Origin of the sequence: Achromobacter sp., assembly GCF_032102605.1 — a bacterium.
Taxonomy (GTDB): Bacteria; Pseudomonadota; Gammaproteobacteria; order Burkholderiales; family Burkholderiaceae_B; genus Achromobacter.
This window is the reverse complement of record NZ_DAMDGT010000001.1, coordinates 648,095-669,469: the sequence shown is the minus strand read 5'-3', so window position 1 is coordinate 669,469 and position 21,375 is coordinate 648,095. Positions and strand designations below refer to the sequence as shown.

The window sequence follows — 21,375 nt, the reverse complement described above, 5'->3', positions numbered from 1 at the left end:
CCTTGCCTGGGCGGCGCGGTATGCGCAATCAGCAAGGCACGGGTGCGTTGCGGCGCGCGTAGTACCACCACGTGATCAGCATGCAGGTGGCATAGAAGGCGATGAAGCAATACAGCGCGGTCTGGACGCTGCCCGTCATTTCGAGCGAAGTGCCGAAGCTGCGCGGGATGAAGAAGCCGCCATACGCGCCGATGGCGCCCGAGAAGCCCAGCACGGCGGCCGATTCCTTGGCCGCGTCGGCGGTGGCCTGCTTCAGGGCGGCCGGGCTGTTGTCACGCGCGGCCTGCGTGCGTTCGCGCAGGAAGATCACGGGAATCATGCGGAACGTGGAACCGTTGCCCAGGCCGGTCAAGGCGAACAGCACGATGAACATGGCCAGGAAACCGTTGAAGTCGCCAGGACGGCCGTCGCCGGGCAGGAAGGCCACGACGCCCACGACCGCGGCGATCATGGCCGCGAAGGTGAACAACGTGACCTTCGCGCCGCCCAGCTTGTCCGACACCCAGCCGCCCACGGGACGCGTCAGCGAACCCACCAGCGGGCCGAGGAAGGCATAGGCCATGGGATTGACGGTGGGGAACAGGGTCTTGGTCAGCATGGCGAAACCCGCCGAGAAACCGATGAACGACCCGAACGTGCCGACGTACAGCCAGCACATCAGCCAGTTGTGCTTGCGCTTGAAGATGACTGCCTGATCGGCGAACGAAGCGCGGGCATCGGCGATGTCGTTCATGCCGAACCACGCCGCAATCGACGCGAGCGCGATCGGGATCACCCAGATGAAGCCCGCGTTCTGCAGCCACAGGTTCTGTTGCGCGCCGTTTGCAGTCACTACCTGGGGATCGCCGGCGGCCACGCCGAAGACGCCCACCGAGATCACGACCGGCACCACGAACTGCACCAGCGACACGCCCAGGTTGCCGATGCCGGCGTTCAGGCCCGTGGCAAGACCCTTCTTTTCCTTGGGAAAGAAGAAGCTGATGTTGGCCATGCTGGAGCTGAAGTTGCCGCCGCCCAGGCCGCACAGCAGGGCCAGGATCAGCAGCGTGGGGAACGACGTGGTCGGGTCGCGCAGCGCAAAGCCCATGCCCAGGGCGGGGATCAGCAGCGATGCCGTGGAGATGGCCGTCCACTTGCGCCCGCCGAAGACGGGCACGAGGAACGAGTAGAAGATGCGCAGCGTGGCGCCCGACAGCGCGGGCAGCGCCGTCAACCAGAACAGCTGGTTCTTGGACAGCATGAAGCCGGCGCGGTCCAGGTTGACCACCACGACGCTCCACAGCATCCAGATGCTGAACGCCAGCATCAGCGCCGGGATGGAAATCCAGAGATTCCGGTTGGCGACGCGCGCGCCAGTCTGTTTCCAGAAGCCGGGATTATCCGGCTCCCAGCGCGCAAGGACTTGAGTAGACATGAGTTTCTCTCAGGATGATGGGTGGGTCAGGCGGCTTGCTGCCGGGCGATGGCCGCGCTTTCGGGCCGGAAACTGAAATGCATGAAGATGAGCGATACGCAGACGGTGCCGTACAGCAACATGAAGGCGCTGGAGCGCACGCCGGTCAGGTCCAGCAGCACGCCGAACATGATGGGGAGCACGAAGCCGCCCAGGCCGCCAGCCAGGCCGACGATGCCGGAGACCGCGCCGATGTTGTCGCTGAACTCATCGGAGATGAACTTGAAGACAGAGGCCTTGCCGATGGCCATGGCGATGCCGACGATGAAGAGCAGGATCGTGAAGGCGACGGGGCCCAGGGCGATGCCGAACGAACGGGGGCCGCCGGCCGTCATGACGGTGAATTCGGTCTGGGGATAGCTGAGCAGGAAGAACGCGACCCAGCACACCCACATCACCCACCACGTGGTCTTGTAGGCGCCGTAGCGGTCGGAGATCCAGCCGCCCACCGCGCGCAGCACGCCGCCGGGCAGCGAGAAGCAGGCCGCCAGCAGTGCGGCCAGCTTCATGTCGAAACCGTATTCGCCGATGTAGTACTTGGTCATCCAGAGCGCCAGCGCCACATAGCCGCCGAACACCACCGAGTAGTACTGGCAATAACGCCAGACGCGGGGGTCCTTCAGCATGGCGAACTGGGCTGACAGCGACGCGCCGCCCGCCACGCGGTGCGAGGGATCGGACGACGAGAACAGCCAGAACACGATTGCGGTGACCAGCAACGCCACGGCGTACACCTGGGGCACGATGACCCAGGCGCCGCCAGCCGCCGTGATCAGCGCGGGGGCCACGAACTTGGTGATGGCCGAGCCGGAGTTGCCCGCGCCGAAAACGCCCATTGCCAGGCCCTGCTTGCTACGCGGGAACCAGCGCGCCACGTAGGGCGTGCCGACCGAGAAAGAGCCGCCGGTCAGGCCGACGAACAGCGCCAACACCAGGAATTGCCAGTACTCGGTGGCGTAGGACAGCAGCCAGATCGGCACCACCGCCAGCAGCATCAGCACGAAAAAGACGGGACGGCCGCCGTAGCGGTCGGTCCAGATGCCCAGGGGCACCCGCACAAGGGAACCGGTCAGGACCGGCATGGCGGCCAAAAGGCCGAACTGGGTTTCCGACAGGCCCAGCTGGGTCTTGATGGGAATGCCCAGCACCGCGAAAATCATCCACACCGCAAAACAGATGGTGAAGGCAAACGTACTGGATATCAGGACCCGCATCGGCGCGCCGGCCGAGGAATGATTTGCTGCCATGGTTAGTCTCGCTTTTGCTGAGAAATGCACTACGGGTAAGCCTAAGGAGGCCTCCCTCCGCGCACCATTCCCCACCCGACCAAAGGGGCTTTCCGATGTGCCTAGTCATGCGGGTGTTCCGGGCAGTCTTGCGTTGGATCAAATGCGCCGGGCTCGACGCACATCCCGCAGGGTTAATATGTATTTGAAATACACGTTTAACCCCGCGCTTGCACCGCGCCAGGCCCTTACCATGACGACGCTGCTTTCCATCGACGAACCCGAACGGCCCTCGCGCCGCCCGCCGCCCACCTGGGGCGCCTTCACCGAAATGGGATTTCGCCCGCTGTACCTGGCGGGCTGTTTCTGGGCATTGTTTTCCGTGCTGTTGTGGGTGCACGCGCCCGCCCGGCTGACCGGCGTGCTGAACGGCATGTTCTGGCACGCCCATGAAATGCTGTGGGGGTTCGTGGCCACCATCGCCGTGGGCTTCCTGCTGACGGCTGGCGCCAACTGGACGGGCAAGAATCCGCTGCGCGGCAATCCGCTGGCCGCGCTGTGCGGGCTGTGGATCGTGGCGCGCGTGGGTTACCTGGTGCCCGGGCGCCTGGCCTTCGTGGTCGCGGCGGCGGCCGACCTGGCGTTCTTCCTGTGGGCGGCCGGCGCGCTGGGACGCGCCGTCGCCGTCACGCGGAATCAACGCAACTACGGTGTGCCCTTTTTGCTGCTGGCGCTGGGGGTCACCAATGCGCTCTATCTGTGGGCCACCGTCCACGGCGACTACCTGACGCTGATGCGCTACTTCAATGCCGGGCTGCTGAGCATGGCCGTCCTGACGCTGCTGATCGCGCGCCGGGTCATGCCGTTCTTCGCCAAGCGCGCCGTCGCGGGGCTGGACATTCCGCCCCACACCAAAAGCGGCCACTGGCAGCTTGGCGCAGGCATTGTCGCCATCGCCTGCCTGCTGGCCGGCGCGCAGCAGGTGGCCGCGCTGGCGCTTGCTGCAACCGGCGTCATTGCACTGGTGCAGTGGGTGTCCTGGAAGCCGTGGGCCGTGCGCCGCGTTCCGCTGCTGTGGATTCTCTACGCCGGCTACTTGGGTCTGGGCATTGGCCTGCTGGTGGGCGCGGCCCAGTTAGGCGGTTACGTAGTCAGGCAGGCCTGGCCCGCCCACGTCATCGGCGTGGCGGGCTTCTCGGTGCTGATCCTGGGAATGGTCACACGCACCGCGCTGGGCCATCTTGGACGTCCGCTGCTCACGGACCGCAGCATGGTCGTCAGCTACGCCCTGATGATCCTGGCAGCGCTGCTGCGGCTGGCCGCCCTGCTGCCGACGGCCGCCACGCTTGGGCTGCTGCACGCATCCGCCACCGCGTGGGCGTTGGCGCTGGCGCTGTACTTGTGGCGCTTCTTCCCGATGATGATCCGGCCACGCGCGGACGCCGCGGCCAAAGCGGCGGCGCCGGTCATGCGTGTGATGCCGGTGTCGCGGCCCAAGGGATGACGCCTGGCGTCGCCGGGCGGCGCCGGAATCGTCAGCTCCGCCCTTCCCGCCGTTCGATCGCCGCCACCTCACGGCGCATGGCCTTGAGCCAGGCCTTGAGCAGGGATTCATCCGAAAACTGCATCACCTCGTGCTCGAGTTCTCGGATGTATTCCTGAATGTCCACGATGTCCGCGTCCAGCTCCTCGATCACGGTGTCCGGATCGAAGGTCGCGAACGGGTCCAGTTCATAGCGCAGCTTGAAGCCTTCTTCCGCGTAGTTGAGCTGGGCCAGGACTTCGTCGAGCTGCTTGGCAAGGACGGCGTTCGCCTTGTCCAGCGCGTCGCCGGTCAGCCCGTCGCCGCCCGCCACACCAGCCTTCAGCGCCGGATCCTGCGCGGACTCGGCCAGGCGCTCGCGTTCTGCGTCCTGAAACGCCTGCCACGCCTGGGCGTTCGTCACGGGCGAGCGCAGGGCCTGCCGCGCCTCTTCCAGCAGTTCCTCGGCCTCTTCGTCTTCAAACTGGTCCTGGATGAGCTGGAGCAGCCGGATCGGCGTGTAGGCGTCCAGTTCGCCGGCATCAAGTTCCAGCGCCTCGGCCAGGTATTCCTTCGCCTGCTCGGTGTCTTCGGCCACGTCCGCATCGTAGTCGGAGCCGCAGTGCTTCTTGTACAGGGTCTTGAGCCGCGCAACGTCGCAACCGGCCGGCAGGTCGCTCTTGGCCGCCAGCCCCAGCAGTTCTTCTGAAAACTCCGTGACCAGCTCGGACACGAATTCGCGTTCTGCCTTGGACAGGCCCATGTTCTTGCAGGCGTGGTCGAAGCACAGCACCAGCTTGTAGCGCAACAGGTTCAGCTTTTCCTCGAGCGGGCGCAGATCCTGCGTGTACTTGCGCTGATATTCGGCCTCGATCGCCTGCCAGCTCGCCAGCCGGGCGCGTTCTGCCCCGATCCTTTCCTGCAGCCGCTCGAACAATTCCCGCGGACTTTCCAGGGAAGATTCACCCATGACCCACTCCTTGCTAAACCAGTTTTGAAAACAGCCGCCACTCTAAACGATACGCGCGCCGAATCGCACCGCGATGCGCGCAAACCCTGCTTGAAATTCCCGCTTAATAACGCTAATCATTATTATTAATATAGAATCTCGGCTGTCCGCTATCCCCTCGCCTGGCAGCCCCGATGTTCCTGCGCTCCCTTGCGGGCCCCACCCCTACACGCAAATGCCTGATTCCGATCGCCGCCGCCCTGGTGCTGGCCCTGCTGATCGGCGCGGCAATCTGGCTGACGGGAAATAAAGGCCCTGCCGCTCCGCCTCCACCGAACTACGGAAAGCTGCCTGTCGCCGTGAGCGTCGCGGCGGCGCGCACTGGGCCGTTGCAACGCGATCTGCACGCATTGGGCACGATCACGCCGCTGGCGCAGGTGACCCTGCGCAGCCGTGTCGACGGCGAATTGGTGAAGCTGCACTTTACAGAAGGCCAGGCCGTGGACCGCGGCCAATTGCTGGCGCAGATCGATCCGCGTCCCTTCCTTGCCGCGCTGGCCTCGGCGGAAGGCGAGTTAGCGCAAACGCAGGCGCTGCTGGACAACGCGCAGACGGACCTGCTGCGCTATCGCAAGCTGGCGCGCCAGGAAGCGGTGGCGGGCCAGCAGCTCGATGCCGCGGAGGCGCAGGTGCGAGCCTATTCCGCGCAGCGCCAGACAAACCTGGCGCAGGTAGCCGACGCCAAGCGCCTGCTTGACCATACGCGCATCGTGGCGCCGCATGCCGGCCGCATCGGATTGCGGCGCGTCGACGCCGGCAATCACGTTCGCGCCAGCGACGCCGACGGGCTGACGACGCTGGTGCAGATGGCGCCGATCTCCGCGCTTTTCAGCATTTCCGAAAGCCGCCTGGACATCCTGCGCCAGGCGCAGGCCAAGACGCCCGTGTTACGCGTGCAGGCATGGGATGCCGAGGATCGCCGCATCCTGGCCGAAGGCACGCTGGAGGCGCTGGACAACCGCATCCAGGCCGCGAGCGGGACAGTCCGGCTGCGCGCCCGCTTCGACAACGCCGACGAAGCGCTGTTTCCCAATCAGTTCGTGAACATCCGGTTGGCCGTGGTGCAACAGGCCAACGCGGTGACCATCCCGGCCGCCGCCGTGCAGTACGGCTCGGAGGGCGCGTTCGTCTTCGTCATCGGAGACGATTCGAAGGCGACCCGCCGTGTGTTGGAACTGGGACCGGCCAACGCCGGCCGCATCGTGGTGCGGGCGGGACTGGCGGAGGACGAACGCGTGGTCGTCGAAGGCGTGGACCGCCTGCACGACGGCCGCGACGTGCAGATCGTCGAACAGCAAAGCTAGGCCGGCATCGCCAAGGAAAACCGCATGAGCCTGTCACGCCCCTTCATCCTGCGTCCGGTCGCCACGTCGTTCCTGATGATCGCCCTGCTGCTGTCCGGCATCCTGGCCTGGCGCATGCTGCCCGTGGCCGCTCTGCCGCAGGTGGACTACCCCATCATCCAGGTGACGACGCAATACCCGGGGGCCAGCCCCAATGTCACCGCGCGCGCCGTCACCGCCCCGCTGGAACGGCGCTTCGGCCAGATCCCGGGCTTGAAGCAGATGTCTTCCACCAGCGGCAGCGGCATCTCGGTCATCACGCTGCAGTTCGGACTGGACGTGCCGCTGGGCGTGGCAGAACAAGAGGTCCAGGCGGCCATCAGCGCCAGCGATTCGCTGCTGCCCAATGACCTGCCCACGCCGCCGGTCTACCGCAAGGTCAATCCTGCGGACGTGCCCATCCTGACGCTGGCCGTGACGTCGGACTCGCTGCCCTTGCCCAAGGTCTACGATCTGGTCGACACGCGCATGACGCAACGGCTGTCGCAACTGTCCGGCGTGGGCATGGTCAGCCTGGCGGGCGGCCAGCGCCCGGCCGTGCGCGTGCAGGTCAACCCGATGGCGCTGGCGGCGCGCGGACTGCAGATGTCCGACGTGCAGGAGGCCATCACCAAGGCCAACTCCAACCAGCCCAAGGGCAGCTTCGACGGCCCCGTGCGGTCCGTCATCATGGACGCCAACGACCAGCTTCAAAGCGCCGCGGAGTACCGCGAGCTGATCGTCGCCTGGAAGAACGGCGCGCCGGTGCGGCTGGGCCAGGTGGCGACGGTGGAAGACGGCGCCGAGGACCGCTATCTGGCGGCCTGGGTGGACAAGCAGCCGGCCGTGCTGGTGAACATCCAGCGCCAGCCCGGCGCCAACGTGATCGCGGTGGCCGACCAGGTCAAGGCGCTGCTGCCGCAGCTGACGGCCAGCCTGCCCGCCGCCGCGCAGGTGCGCATCCTGACCGATCGCACCGAGAGCATCCGCGCGTCGGTGCGCGGCGTGCAGTTCGAGCTGGCGTTCGCCGTGGGTCTGGTGGTGCTGGTGACGTTTCTCTTCCTGCGCAACCTGCCCGCAACGCTGATTCCCAGCCTGGCCGTGCCGCTGTCCCTGATCGGCACCTTCGGCTTCATGCACCTGGCGGGCTTTTCCACCAACAACCTCACGCTGATGGCGCTGACGATCGGCGCCGGCTTCGTCGTGGACGACGCCATCGTCATGCTGGAGAACATTGCGCGCTACCGGGAACAGGGCCACAGCCCCATGGCGGCGGCGCTCAAGGGCGCGGGGCAGATCGGTTTCACCCTTGTCTCATTGACCCTGTCGCTGATCGCGGTGCTGATCCCGTTGCTTTTCATGGAAGACGTGGTGGGCAGGCTGTTTCGCGAATTCGCCATCACGCTGACCGTCGCCATCCTGATATCGCTGGCCGTGTCGCTCACCCTTACGCCAATGATGTGCGCGCGGCTGCTGCCGGCTCACGCGCCCACGAAACCCGGCCTGCTGGATCGCGTCCAGGCCCGCTACGCCGGCTGGCTGGACGTCACCTTGCGCCATCAGCGCCTGACTCTCGCGGCGATGCTGGCGACCGTGGTCCTGACAGGACTGCTATACCTTGCCGTGCCCAAGGGCTTCTTCCCGGCGCAGGACGGCGGCGTACTGCAAGGGGTGACGCAGTCGTCGCAGAGCACGTCGTTCGACGCCATGTCGCGCCGCCAGCAGGCCGTGGCCGAACGCCTGCTTGCCGACCCCGACGTAGCCAGCCTGTCGTCGTTCATCGGCATCGACGGCATGAACGCCACGCTGAACACCGGCCGCATGCTGATCAACCTGAAACCGTGGAGCGAACGCAGCGCTCCGCTGGCGGACATCATGGCGCGGCTGGACGCGAGCGCCCGAGAAGTCCAAGGCATAGCGCTGTACCTGCAGCCCGTGCAGGAACTGAATATTGAAGACCGCGTCAGCCGCGGCCAGTATCAGTTCAGCCTGACTTCGCCCGACAGCGCCCTGCTGACCCGCTGGACTGGCGCGCTGATGCAGCGCCTGTCGCAGGCGCCGGAACTGGCCGACCTATCGTCCGACCTGCAGGGCGGCGGCCGCCAAGCCTACCTGGAAGTGTCGCGCGACGCCGCCGCGCGTCTGGGCATCACCATGGACGACGTGGCGCAGACGCTGTACAACGCGTTCGGCCAGCGACAGGTCGCCACGCTGTTCACGCAGTCCAACCAGTACCGTGTGGTGCTGGAAGTGGACCGGACGATGGCCACGAGCCCCGACGCGCTGGAGCGCATCCACCTTCAGACCGAAGACGGGCAAGCCATTCCGCTGTCGGCGCTGGCGACGGTCAGCGAGCGCGCCGCGCCGCTGGCGGTCAATCACCTGTCGCAGTTTCCGGCCGTGAATCTGTCGTTCAACCTGCCGCCAGGCGGGTCCCTGGGCGAGGCCATCGCCGCCATCGAATCGGCCAGGCACGAGATCGGCATGCCCGAAAGCGTGGAGCTGCGCCTGCAAGGCGCGGCATCGGCCTTCCAGGCCTCGCTGTCCAATACCCTGTGGCTGATGCTGGCCGCCGTGGTCACCATGTACCTGGTGCTGGGCATGCTCTATGAAAGCGCCATCCATCCCGTCACGATCCTGTCCACGCTGCCCTCCGCCACAGTCGGCGCGCTGCTGGCGCTGCTGCTTACGGGCCGTCCGCTGGACCTGATCGCGGTCATCGGCATCATCCTGCTGATCGGGCTGGTCAAGAAGAACGGCATCATGATGGTGGATTTCGCGCTGGAGGCCGAGCGCACGCGCGGGCTTGCCCCGCGGGACGCAATCCGTGAAGCGGCGCTGCTGCGCCTGCGGCCGATCCTGATGACGACGCTTGCCGCCCTGTTCGGCGCCCTGCCGCTGATGCTGGCGACCGGCTCCGGCGCGGAACTGCGCCAGCCGCTGGGCTGGGTCATGGTGGGCGGGCTTCTGGTCAGCCAGGTGCTGACGCTTTTCACCACGCCCGCCGTCTACCTGTTCTTCCATCGCCTGGGCCACCGCCGTCCCGAGACCGCACCGGCGCCTGACGCAGAAGGCCCCGCGCGATGATCCGGGCGCTGCTGCACCGGCCTGTTGCGTGCATCTTCCTTGCGGTGGCGCTGACCCTGCTGGGCGCCGTCGCGTGGCGCCTGCTGCCGGTGGCGCCCCTGCCCCAGGTCGACTTTCCCACCATCGAGGTGCGCGCCGACCTGCCGGGCGCCAGCCCCGAGAGCATGGCCAGCACCGTGGCCGCGCCGCTGGAACGCGCTCTGGGCAGTATCGCGGGCGTCAGTTCCATGACCTCGTCCAGCAACCAGGGGTCCACCCGGGTGCAGTTGCAGTTCGACCTGGACCGCGACATCAACGAAGCCGCCCGCGACGTGCAGGCCGCCATCAACGCCTCGCGCGCGGAGCTTCCGGCGGGAATGCCGGGCAATCCCAGCTACCGCAAGGTCAACCCGTCCCAAGCGCCCATCATGGCGCTGGCGCTCAGTTCCGGAACGCGGCCCGCCGGCCAGCTCTATGACCTGGGATCGACGGTGCTGGCGCAGAAGATTTCGCAGATCAGCGGCGTCGGCGAAGTGACGATGGGCGGCAGTTCCCTGCCCGCGGTGCGGGTGCAGGTCAATCCCAACGCATTAGCGCACTATGGCGTGGCGCTGGACGACGTGCGCGAGGCGATTTCCGACGCCGCCCCCATGGGACCGCAGGGCCAGCTGGATTCGGCGGGCCGGCGCTGGGAGGTCGGCACGCCGGAGCAGCCACGCAGCGCGCAGGACTACGAAAGCCTGATCGTGCGCCACAAGGACGGCGCGGTGATCCGCCTTTCGCACGTGGCGCGGGTCAGCGATTCCGTCGAAAACCGCTACAGCAGCGGATTCCACAACCGCAATCCGGCGGTGGTGCTGACCATCAGCCGCCAGCCGGGTTCGAACATCATCGAAACGATCCAGGCCATCAACGAGGCCTTGCCGGGCCTGCGCGCGCTGATGCCCGCCGACGTGGACCTGACCGTGGCGCTGGACCGTTCTCCCGGCATCAAGGCCACGCTGCGCGAGGCGCACATCACGCTGGCGCTGGCCGCCGGCCTGGTGATCCTGGTCGTCTGGCTGTTCCTGGGCAACGCCCGGGCCGCGGCTATCCCCAGCGTTGCCATCCCGGTATGCCTGATCGCCACCTTTGCCGTGATGTACGCGTGGGGCTTCTCGCTCAACAACCTGTCGCTGATGGCGTTGATCGTCGCGGCCGGCCTGGTGGTGGACGACGCCATCGTCGTGCTGGAAAACATCTCGCGCCACATCGAACGCGGGCTAACGCCGGTCAAGGCCGCGCTGCGCGGTGTGCGGGAGGTTGGCTTCACCCTGGTCGCCATGACCGTCGCGCTGAGCGTGGTCTTCGTGTCGATCCTGTTCATGGGCGGGCTGGTGGAGCGGTTGTTCCGGGAATTCTCGATCACGCTCGTGGCCGCCACCGTGATATCGCTGGTGGTCTCGATCGCCATCATCCCCGCGTTGTGCGCGCGCTGGCTCCGCCCCGCCGGACCCGCCGCCCACGCCGCGCCTCGGCCCTCGCGCATGCAGGCCGCCTTTGCCCGCGTGCACGACTGGTACGGCGCATCGCTGTCGCGCGTGCTGGGCCATGCCCGCCTGACGCTATTGCTGCTGGCCGGCGTGGTGGGCCTGAACGTGTATCTGTACGTGCAGGCGCCCAAGGGTTTCCTGCCGGTGCAGGACACCGGCCAGTTGATGGGATTCGTCCGCGGCGACGACGGTTTCTCGTTCCAGGTCATGCAACCCAAGATCGACCAATACCGGCAACTGGTCCTGAAGCATCCGGCCGTGCAGGACGTGATCGGCTACAACGGCGGCGGGCTGGGCATCAGCAATTCGCTCTTCCTGATCCGCCTGAAGCCCGCATCCGAACGGCGGATGTCCTCGACCGAGGTCATCAACTGGTTGCGCACGAACGCGCCGGCGGTGCCCGGCGGCATGTTCTTCCTGAACGTGGATCAGGATCTACGCATGCCCGGCGGCTTCGGCAATTCCGGCGACCACGAACTGGCCATCATGGCGAGCGACGTGCCCGCATTGCGGGAATGGTCACGCAAGATTTCCAAGGCCATGCAGGACATCCCCGAACTGCGGGACGTGGACGCGCAAGGCGACGGCGCGACGCAGCAGGTCGTGATCGATATCGACCGCAGCGCCGCGCAGCGCCTGGGCGTAGACATGCAGACCGTCAGCAGCGTGCTGAGCAACTCCTTCAGTCAACGCCAGGTCGCCACCTTGTACGACGCCATGAACCAGTACCGCGTCGTGCTGGAACTGGACCCCCGCTACACCGAGGATCCGGAGGTGCTGGAACAGGTGCACGTGGTGGCCGCCGACGGCAACCGCGTGCCGCTGACCGCGTTCGCCACCTACAGCCACGGCCTGGTCAATGACCGCGTCTTCCACGACGGCCTTTTCGCGGCCGTGGGAGTCGGCTTTTCCCTGGCGCCGGGCGTCTCGCTGGAACAGGGCCTGGCCGCCATCGACGCCGCCATGGCCAAGCTGATGGTGCCCTCGACCATCCAGACGCGGTTGGGCGGCGATGCGCGCAACTTCCAGCAGAGCCTGCAGGACCAACCGTGGCTGATCCTGGCGGTGCTGGTCGCCATCTATCTGGTGCTGGGCATCCTGTACGAAAGCCCGCTGCATCCCCTGACGATTCTGTCCACGCTGCCCTCGGCGGGCGTGGGCGCGCTGCTGGCGCTGAAGCTGGCGGGCATCGAGTTCACCCTGATCGCGCTGCTGGGGTTGTTCCTGCTGGTGGGCATCGTCATGAAAAACGCCATCCTGATGATCGACTTCGCCATCAGCCTGGAGCGGCGCGAAAACCTGACGCCCGAACAGGCCATCCATCGCGCCGCCATGCTGCGCCTGCGCCCCATCGTGATGACCAACCTGGCGGGGCTGCTCGGCGCCCTGCCTTTGGTGCTGGGGATGGGAGAAGGATCCGAGCTGCGCCGCCCGCTGGGCATCGCCATCGTGGGCGGGCTGATGATCAGCCAGTTCCTGACGCTGTACACGACGCCTATCGTGTATCTGGCGCTGGAGCGGCTGCGCGTTCGGACGTTGGGCTGGCGGCGCGGCCGGGCGGCGTGAGCCCAAGGGGTACGCCCCTGGCGGTGAATAGTTGCGTTGCACCCCTGCAACTGAATGATCGAGCGACGTCGCGCCCCCGGTCACGGGCGCGGGAGAACCCCATATTCATTCCGCTGGCGGGAAGATAAAAAGCCCAATAGAATCGATTTGCACGTTCGAGCAAGCAGTTGTATCCGGCCCGCGCAACGCTGCGCGCTCCTGGTGAACCGCTGCTCGCGGTGTCGGCGCAGACGCGACAATCGCGTCGCCGCCGGGCTTTGGGGCGTTCACGGTGGGCGGCATTCATCGGGCCGCTGCCTGGACCATTGCGGTTAGGCTCTAGACACACCTGGTGCCCAATGCGGCCGATGACTGGTCTGAATCGACTGCTGCTGACCGGCGCGCTTTGCCTCAGCGGTTGCGTGCAGGTGGGGCCCGATTTCGAGCCCCAACGCGAAGCTTGGTCCGAACGGTGGGACACGCCGTCGTTGCAGCAAGCCACCCTATCGCGCGCCCAGCCGGACGCGCGCCAGTGGTGGCGTGTCTTCGACGACCCTATCCTTGAAGCCTTGATCGCCCAGGCCGACGCCCACAACCCGGGCGTGCAGCTTGCAGGGCTGCAGATCATGGAAGCCAGGGCGCAGTTGGGCATCGCCCGTAGCGGCGCCTACCCCCAATCCCAGGTCATCGGCGCGGACGCGCTGTATCAACACCGGTCTTCCCGGTCGTCGGAAGGCAATCCGCGGCCCAGCAGTTTCTGGCAGTACAGCGCGGGGTTCAACATCGGGTGGGAACTGGACTTCTGGGGCCGTTTCAGCCGCGCCATCGAATCCGCCGACGCGGCGTACTTCGCGGCCGAGGCCAATCGCGAGGACGTGCTGGTGCTGCTGCACGCCCAGATGGCCGATACCTATTACGCGCTGCGCACCGCCGAGGCCCGCCTGCGCATCGCGCGCGACAACGCCGTGATCCAGAAGCGCAGCTACGAAATCACCGAACGCCTGTTCAATAGCGGCGAGACCGACGAACTGGACTTGCAACAGGCCCGCACCCAATACCTGGGCACGCTGAGCACGATTCCCGAATTCGAAAGCCAGATCGCCCGAACGCGCAACGCGTTGGCCGTCCTGATCGGAAGGCCGCCCGGCCCCCTGCCGGAATTGCCGGACCTGAATACCAAAGAAGCGGTCATCCCGCTGATCGACCGGGCCGTGCTGCAGGACGTGCCCGCCAACCTGCTGCTGCGGCGTCCCGACATCCGCGCCGCGGAGTTGCGGATCGCCGCGCAGTCGGCGCAGGTCGGGGTGGCCGAGGCGGATCTCTATCCTTCGCTGACCCTGCTGGGCAGCATCGTCTGGACCGCTACCTCGCTGACCGGAACGTCGGGCGGCGCGGCTCTGCTTGCCGGTCCCACCCTGAACTGGAACGTATTCGACCACGGGCGGCTGACCAACGCGGTGCGCGTGCAGGATGCGCGGCTGCAGCAACTGATCGTGGTCTACCAGGACGCCGTGCGCCAGGCGGCGCGCGAGGCCGACGACGCCGCCACCGGACTGATCAAGGCCCTGGAACGCGACGGCATCCTGCATGACTCCGCGTTGGCCGCCAAGCGTTCGCTGACGTTGGCCAACGCGCTGTACCGCGAGGGATATTCGGATTTCCAGCGTGTGCTTGACGCGCAGCGCGCGCTGGCCCAGCAGCAGGACTCCTATGTGGTGAATCGGGGCAACGCCGTAAGCGACCTGATCGCCCTGTACAAAGCGCTGGGCGGCGGCTGGTACAGCCACGAACCCGTGCTGGACCCCGCCACGATCGAACAGATGCGGCAGCGCACCAACTGGGGCGACCTGCTTTCCGACGCCGGGCGGCCTTCCCCGGTTACCTCGACTCCCAGGCAGAAGGGACGTACCGATGAATAGTTCCAGGCCCGCGGCCCCCGCCCCCAAGCCGGCCGCGCCTCCGCCGCCTCTTCCGCCTCCGCCCCCGCCGCCCGCTGCGGACCCCGCCAAGAAGGGCGTGCGGTGGGTCGTCGTGGTGATCGTGCTGAGCCTGGTGTGGTATCTGTTGGCGGATCGCTTTACCCCATACACACAGCAGGCCCGTGTGGAGGCCTTCGTCGTGCCCGTAGCCTCGGAAGTGTCTGGCCGCGTCACCAAGGTACACGTCCGCAACAACCAGGATGTCCAGGCGGGCGCCGTGCTGTTCGACGTGGATCCCGAGCATTACCGGATCGCGCTCGACCGCGCGCGCGCGGACCTGGATGCCATGCGTCGCCAGATCGGCGCCAGCACCGCCGGCATCGATTCGGCGCAGGCTTCCCTGCGCGCCGCCCAAGCCAACGAAGTGCGCGCCCGCCAGGACAGCACCCGGCTCGAGCGCCTGTACCGCGAAGACCGCGGCACGATATCGCTGCGCAGGCTGGAAATTGCCCGCGCAAATCTGGCGCAGGCCGTCAGCCAGGTTGCCGCGGCGCGCGCCGAAGTGCAGCGCGCGCGCGAACAGGAAGGCGGTAGCGAGGAAGACAACGCCAAGCTGCGCAGCGCCGCGGCGGCTGTGGAGAAGGCGGAACTCGATCTGGCCAACACGCAGGTGCGCGCGCGCTCGGCGGGACTGGTCACGGACCTGCGCACCGACGCAGGCCAGTTTGCCGCCGCCGGCAAACCGGTGATGACGCTGATCGCGATCCATGACGTCTGGATCAACGCGGACATGACCGAAAACAACCTCGGCCACGTCGAACCCGGCACGCCGGTGTCCATCGTCCTGGACGCACTGCCCGGCCGTGTCTTCGAAGGCCGCGTGCGCAGCGTGGGCTACGGCGTCAACGTGGGCCCACCCACCGCGCCCGGCAGCCTGCCGTCCGTGCAGAACAGCCGCGACTGGCTGCGCCCCGCTCAGCGCTTTCCGGTAGCCATTGAAATAAACCCGGGCGAATTGCCGTCCCTGCGCGGCGTGCGCGTGGGCGGCCAGGCCGAAGTCATGGCCTTTCCCAGCCCGGGCAATCCGCTCAATCCGCTGGGCCGCGTGTACCTGCGCGTGATGAGCTGGCTGTCCTATGCCTACTGACGCCCCGGCCCCCGTGCGCGATCCCCGCGGCCAGCGCGCCCTGCGCCTGGGGACCGGCACCGCCTTGTGCCTGGCGATCAGCTTCGGGCTGGACATGCCCATTCCGATGGTGGCGCCGGTCCTGGCGGTGTTCCTGCTGGCGTCGATGAACCGCCCCCTGTCCTTGAAAGCGGGTGTGGGACTGGCGCTGGTCGCGCTCTTCACCACCGGCATCGGCCTGCTGCTGATTCCCCCGTTGCGCTACTACCCGGCCGCTGGGGTCCTCTTGATAAGCGTGTGCCTGTTCCTGGCGTTCCGGCACGGCCTGCGCGGCGGCAACAACCTCGTTTCCACGTTTCTCATCATCGGCCTCACCATGATTTCGGCGGCGGGGACCTTCGATTTCGGCCTGGCCGTCACCGTGATCGAAGCGCTGGTCAAGGGTTTGCTGCTGGCCGCGCTGGTGCTGGGCATCTGTCATTGGCTGTTCCCCGATCCTCCCGGCGCGCCGGCACAGCCCCCCGCCCCCGCCTTGCCCCCCGCCGAGGCCAGCCGCATGAGCCTGCGCGCCACCCTGGTGGTGATGCCCGCTTTCCTGCTGGCGCTGACGGATCCCCTTGGCTACATGCCCATCATCCTGAAAGCGGTCAGCCTCGGACGGCAAAGCTGCGTCACCGCGGCGCATGGGGCCGCACGCGAGATCGTGGGTTCCACGCTGCTGGCAGGCGTGCTGGCCGTGCTGTTCTGGTTTGCGCTCAGGCTGTTCCCCAGCCTGTGGATGTACTTTCTATGGATGCTGCTGTTCGGCCTGGTGGCAGCGCGCAAGCTGTATCGGCTTAGTCCCACGCCGCATCCGCCCAGCTTCTGGCTCAACACGCTGGTGACACTGATCATCCTGCTGGGCCAATCCGTGCAGGACAGCATCGCCGGCAAGGACGTCTACACCGCCTTCGCCGTGCGCATGGGGCTGTTCATGGCCGTCACACTCTACGCCTGCCTGATGTTGCAGTTGCTCGAGCCCCGGCCACGCGCTCCGCGCAAAACCGGATTCCTGTCCCGCCATCCGTTCACACGCCTTAAAAGGAGCCCGCCATGACCGCCCAAGACATGCATACCCCACCCGCGCCAGCAATGGGCTGGCGCTTCAAATGCGGAATCGGGATCTTCATCCTTGCATTTGCGCTGTGGTTCCTGATCCCGATCGGCGCCGCCCTGGACATCCCCGGATCCCGCATCGCCGCGCTTACCGGCGCCATCTTCATCGCCAACAAGGTTCTATTGATCACCTGCATCGCCGTCATGGGCAAAGAGGGCTTCCAGCAGCTCAAGGCCATTATCGGCGGGCATGCCAAACGGCTTGCGCCCGTGCAGAAGGTCGGCCCGGTCCGCCATGCCATTGGCATGGTGATGTTCGTCCTGCCGCTGCTGACTTCGATGCTGGAACCGTACGTCGACCAGATCTGGCCCGGTCTGCGGCCCAGGATGTGGCAGGCGCAATTCCTGGGCGACGTCATGCTGGTCGCCAGTTTCTTCGTCCTGGGCGGAGACTTCTGGAACAAGCTGCGCGCCCTGTTCGTGCGATCGGTGTAGGCGAGGCAGCGATGCCTTCATGCGCCGGCCCTTTCCAAGTCCGGCGTCCACGGCGCGGCGGTGAGCCGCCGCGCAGCGAATTCCTGGATTGCCTGGCCAGCGGCGGCTCCGTCCGTCGCTGGCGGGTCACTGCCTGGTTGCGGCGGTGAAGAAGCCTAATTCAAATCCATGCGGCTGATCTTCGACCCTTCCAATCCCATCCCCGCCATCAGCCCCTGTTCTCCGAAAGGAACGGCATAGACGTCCTGCGTCACCGTGGTCGTGGTGATGCTGGCGGCATAGCCTTGGTCAACGACGACCAGGCTGGGGCCAGCGCCCAGCGACCAGCCGTCGCTCTGGTCCAGGTAGGCCATGGCCGGTTCGTTCATGAAGAAGAGCGCGTAGCTGAACTGCTGGGCGCCAGCCTGGAATCCGAAGGACAGCGCGGAAATCGAGTAGAACGCCTCTACCTTGCCCCTGCGGATGAGGGCGCCGTCGCCCCGTTCTCCGCCCACCAGCAGCCCGCCCTTGATGATGCTGGGAAACACCAGGACCCCAACCGCCTTGCGGCCGAGTTCCCGCATTCGCGGCTCCTGGGCGTATAGCTGTTCCAGCGCCGCCATCGCATCGGTGCTGAGTTCCGACGCCGACGCCGCCCGCGCGGGCGGCGTCAGACAAAGCAGCGCGGATACCGACAAAAGGCTGGCGCAAAGCCAGCTGAGGAAACTCACAGGCAACACGGACGCGCGGCTCATTCGGCCTCCCATGGGTAAGGATGGCAAGCGCGGTTTGCGCTCGCCCGACCTGCCAGGGGAGTATTCGCAGCCGCCCCATCAGTGTCAATGGTGTTTCCTTACCCTTGCGGCCGCGCCTCTCATACCTTGGGGGGAGTGGTTTCCCGCTCTGGATGCCGGTGCTTTGCCAGCGCCTGGATGAATGCCTGCGCGTCCTCGCCACCGAGCAGCAAGCCGCCGTCATTCGGGTCCGCGTCGATGCCGGCGGCGGCGAAAACCTGTACGCCTTCACCCAGGCCCAACAGCGTCTTGCCATGGCGATAGGCGTCGCGCAGGAACTCCAGCGCCCGGCCGTCCGCCGCAAGCTGCTCGGCGGCTGCCGCGCCGCCCAAGACCACCGCGCCGTCGAACAGACCGGAGGGATGGTTATCCAGCGACGCGTCCGCATCCAGCGCCGCGCCGTCGGCCGCCATCAACGGGCCAATGTGCTGGCCAACCAACCGGACGACCACGCCGGCCTGCATCAGGGCGTCGGCCACGGCAGACAACGCCGCGCCGTCCACGCCGTCGGCCGCCACGATGGCGACCTTGCGCGTGGCCACCCCGCCGTCTCCAGGCCGGGCAGTCAGCGACAGCGTCGGCGACACCTGCACCTCGGGCTTGGGCGGATTCTGGATCGCGCGCGGCATGGGATCAGGCAAGGCCTTCATTCCGATTTGCTGCGCGACGCCTTGCGCCAGTTCGTCGGACACGTTGCGCAAGGACGACACCATTCGTTCCCGGATCTGGGGCACTGTCACCTTGCTCAGTTCGAACGCGAAGGCATCGATGATGTGCCGCCGTTCCCAGGCGGTCTGGCTGTCGTAGAACAGCGTGGCCTGGTTGTAATGCTCCGCGAACTTCTCGGGATGCCCCCGCAGCTCGTCGCTGGTCACCGGTTCCGGGAACGACACGAAACCGTCCATCCCCGCCTGGAACGGACAGCCGCCGGCCAACGAGTTGGGCTCGTAGGCAACGCGCCCGCGGTGGATGGCCTGCCGGTGCATGCCGTCGCGCTGGTTGTTGTGTACGGGCGCCAGCGGCGAGTTGATCGGAATCTCATGAAAGTTGGGTCCGCCCAGGCGGGAGATCTGCGTGTCGACGTAGGAATGGATGCGGCCCGCCAGCAACGGATCATTGGTGAAGTCCACGCCGGGCACGACGTGCGCGGCGCAAAACGCCACCTGCTCGGTTTCGGCAAAGAAGTTGTCGGGATTGCGATCCAGCACCATGCGCCCGATGGGCACCACCGGCACCAGCTCCTCGGGCACGATCTTGGTGGCGTCCAGCACGTCAAAGCTGAAGCCCTCGGCCTGATCGTCCGTGAACACCTGCACGCCCAACTCCCACTCCGGGCCGTGGCCGGCGTCAATGGCTTCCCAGAGATCGCGGCGGTGGTAATCGGGATCGGCGCCCGAGACCTTGACCGCTTCATTCCAGACCTGCGAATGCGTGCCCAGGATGGGGTTCCAGTGGAACTTCACCAGGCGCGACTCTCCCTGGGCGTTCACGAAGCGGAAGGTATGCACGCCAAAGCCCTGCATCATCCGATAGCTGCGCGGAATGGCGCGATCCGACATGACCCACATCAGCATGTGGGTGGACTCGGGCATCAGCGACACGAAATCCCAGAACGTATCGTGGGCGGACGCCGCCTGAGGCATGCCATGGTGAGGTTCCGGCTTGACGGCGTGGACCAGGTCGGGAAACTTCATCGCGTCCTGGATGAAGAACACGGGCATGTTGTTGCCCACCAGATCGAAGTTGCCTTCGTCGGTGTAGAACTTCACCGCGAAGCCTCGCACGTCCCGCGCCGTGTCCTTGGACCCTCGTTCGCCAGCCACCGTGGAGAAGCGCACGAAGACGGGCGTGCGCTTGCCTGCTTCAGCGAACAACGATGCGCACGTCAGGTCGGTAAGCGGCTTGTAGCATTCGAAATAGCCATGGGCGGCGGAGCCCCGCGCATGCACGATGCGCTCGGGGATCCGCTCGTGGTCGAAGTGCGTGATCTTTTCGCGGAGGATGAAGTCTTTCAGCAGCGCAGGGCCGCGCAACCCCGCCTTCAGCGAGTGCTGGTTGTCGCTGACGCGAACGCCCTGGTTCGTGGTCAGCTCCTGCCCCCCGCCGTCCGCGCGCACGCGCGGCAGCCGTCCGTCGACCTGGTTCACACCGGGAGTGGCCGGATCGCCCGTCTTGGGCGTGGTCTCGGTCTCGGAAAGCGAGCTTGCCCCCACGGTGGGATCCACGGCGCCGACGTGCGCGCCCGCATAGGGACATCGCGCGGCCTCTTCGCCGTACTCCGCCGCCTTGTTCGCATTATGGGGAATGGCGCCGGTCGTGGCGCCCACCGCCACCGCGCGCTGAAGCGCGGGATGGGTGGGCTTGCCGGCCGGCCCGCTGGCCGGGCCGCTATCGGTATTCATGTATGCGGTGTCCAGCGCGCCGCCGGAACCCGTCTTTCCTGGCTTCTTGCTTGCCATGAGTGTCTCTCCTTAATGAGCCAGCATCGAGTCACGCGACTGCTCGGCGCGGGAGGCGCCGATGGCGGTCTCGACCTTCTTGACCTCTTCGGGCGGCGGCAGCACCGCCGGAAAGCCCAGCGATTCAATCCACAGCTCACGCGACCAGCCCTGGGTGTGATAGAGGTGGTGGTCTTCGTCCGTGGCCACCGCGTCGTAAGCCTGCTTGAGAATCTTGGCCTCGGCGCCCGAATGCTGCTCGGCGATCATGCCGATCAACGCCCAGTTCGAGTGGTCCTTCGTTTCGGCCAGCACCACGCATTCGGTTGCAACCAGTTGCGCGGCTTCCGGGCCGCCCGCCGTGATCGCCATCTTCATCGCCTTGACCAGCGATTCGCCCAGATGCCGCACCACCTCGCGGCCCGGCGATTTCTCCTGCGGATCCAGCTTCAATTGCTCGAAGACCGTGAGCAGAACGCGACGATGGGTGCGCGTTTCTTCCAGGTACCCCAGCCATTCCTTCTTCAAGTCCTCATTGATCGCGCAACTGACGGCGGTCTCGTAGATGGCGAGTCCTCCGATCTCGGTCTCCAGGGCCTGATACAGCAATTCTTTGATTTGTTGAGCGTTTCCGGCTTTGCGTTTCATGGTTAGGCTCCTTGTCGTAGGTCATCGACGTTGTGCGCGGCGGGCAATCCCGCGGCAATCATTCGGGATTGAGGCGCGTGCCCAGCAAGTGCCGTGCCATGCCGGCGCGGTCGGTGGGAGCACCCGACGCCCCGCGCGCAGCATCGAGCGACGCAGCGGCGTCGGCACGGAGTCGTCCGCGCGGCCCGTGGAAAAAAATACAAAGC

The 21,375-nt window shown here is 66.5% G+C and carries 14 protein-coding genes; 8 read left to right on the top strand and 6 right to left on the bottom strand.

The features are described from left to right. Positions 1–28: 28 nt before the first annotated feature. Complete coding sequence (locus tag RT614_RS03095; protein ID WP_313620193.1) at positions 29–1,414, bottom strand: NarK family nitrate/nitrite MFS transporter; 1,386 nt, start codon at positions 1,412–1,414, stop codon at positions 29–31. Positions 1,415–1,440: 26 nt separating this feature from the next. Further along, positions 1,441–2,700 (bottom strand): nitrate/nitrite transporter, encoded by a 1,260-nt coding sequence (locus RT614_RS03090; protein WP_313620192.1) that lies wholly within the window; start codon positions 2,698–2,700, stop codon positions 1,441–1,443. Between the two features lie 232 nt (positions 2,701–2,932). Here RT614_RS03090 and RT614_RS03085 point away from each other — a divergent pair, with 232 nt between their 5' ends. Further along, positions 2,933–4,183: an NnrS family protein gene (locus tag RT614_RS03085; protein WP_313620191.1), complete on the top strand. Its 1,251-nt coding sequence runs from the start codon at positions 2,933–2,935 to the stop codon at positions 4,181–4,183. A 31-nt stretch (positions 4,184–4,214) separates the two neighbouring features. Here RT614_RS03085 and RT614_RS03080 read toward each other — a convergent pair whose 3' ends face one another. Continuing rightward, entirely contained in the window at positions 4,215–5,171 is a 957-nt protein-coding gene (locus RT614_RS03080) for a molecular chaperone DnaJ (protein ID WP_313620190.1), read from the bottom strand. A gap of 173 nt (positions 5,172–5,344) precedes the next feature. Here RT614_RS03080 and RT614_RS03075 point away from each other — a divergent pair, with 173 nt between their 5' ends. From RT614_RS03075 to RT614_RS03045, 7 genes are all read left to right on the top strand, one after another. Next, the gene (locus tag RT614_RS03075; RefSeq protein WP_313620189.1) at positions 5,345–6,514 is read left to right on the top strand and encodes an efflux RND transporter periplasmic adaptor subunit; all 1,170 of its coding nucleotides are present in this window, start codon (positions 5,345–5,347) and stop codon (positions 6,512–6,514) included. A 24-nt stretch (positions 6,515–6,538) separates the two neighbouring features. After that, the gene (locus tag RT614_RS03070; RefSeq protein ID WP_313620188.1) at positions 6,539–9,619 is read left to right on the top strand and encodes a multidrug efflux RND transporter permease subunit; all 3,081 of its coding nucleotides are present in this window, start codon (positions 6,539–6,541) and stop codon (positions 9,617–9,619) included. Continuing rightward, a complete protein-coding gene (locus tag RT614_RS03065) occupies positions 9,616–12,696 on the top strand; it encodes an efflux RND transporter permease subunit (protein ID WP_313620187.1) in 3,081 nt (1,026 codons plus the stop codon). The genes RT614_RS03070 and RT614_RS03065 overlap by 4 nt, the downstream gene beginning before the upstream one ends. A gap of 338 nt (positions 12,697–13,034) precedes the next feature. Continuing rightward, positions 13,035–14,594: an efflux transporter outer membrane subunit gene (locus tag RT614_RS03060; protein ID WP_409558419.1), complete on the top strand. Its 1,560-nt coding sequence runs from the start codon at positions 13,035–13,037 to the stop codon at positions 14,592–14,594. Further along, positions 14,587–15,741 carry an HlyD family secretion protein gene (locus RT614_RS03055; RefSeq protein WP_409558418.1) on the top strand — a complete coding sequence of 385 codons (1,155 nt, stop codon included), beginning with the start codon at positions 14,587–14,589 and terminating at the stop codon, positions 15,739–15,741. Before RT614_RS03060 ends, RT614_RS03055 begins: the two co-directional genes overlap by 8 nt. Next, entirely contained in the window at positions 15,731–16,816 is a 1,086-nt protein-coding gene (locus tag RT614_RS03050) for a DUF2955 domain-containing protein (protein WP_313620182.1), read from the top strand. Before RT614_RS03055 ends, RT614_RS03050 begins: the two co-directional genes overlap by 11 nt. Next, entirely contained in the window at positions 16,813–17,310 is a 498-nt protein-coding gene (locus tag RT614_RS03045; RefSeq protein ID WP_313620181.1) for a transporter suffix domain-containing protein, read from the top strand. Before RT614_RS03050 ends, RT614_RS03045 begins: the two co-directional genes overlap by 4 nt. A gap of 155 nt (positions 17,311–17,465) precedes the next feature. On the opposite strand, the gene RT614_RS03040 is transcribed toward RT614_RS03045, so the two are convergent. From RT614_RS03040 to RT614_RS03030, 3 genes are all read right to left on the bottom strand, one after another. Then, entirely contained in the window at positions 17,466–18,044 is a 579-nt protein-coding gene (locus RT614_RS03040; protein ID WP_313620179.1) for a lipid-binding SYLF domain-containing protein, read from the bottom strand. 119 nt (positions 18,045–18,163) lie between these two features. Then, complete coding sequence (locus RT614_RS03035) at positions 18,164–20,542, bottom strand: catalase (RefSeq protein ID WP_313620178.1); 2,379 nt, start codon at positions 20,540–20,542, stop codon at positions 18,164–18,166. A gap of 12 nt (positions 20,543–20,554) precedes the next feature. After that, positions 20,555–21,169: a hypothetical protein gene (locus RT614_RS03030; protein ID WP_313620177.1), complete on the bottom strand. Its 615-nt coding sequence runs from the start codon at positions 21,167–21,169 to the stop codon at positions 20,555–20,557. Positions 21,170–21,375 lie beyond the last annotated feature (206 nt).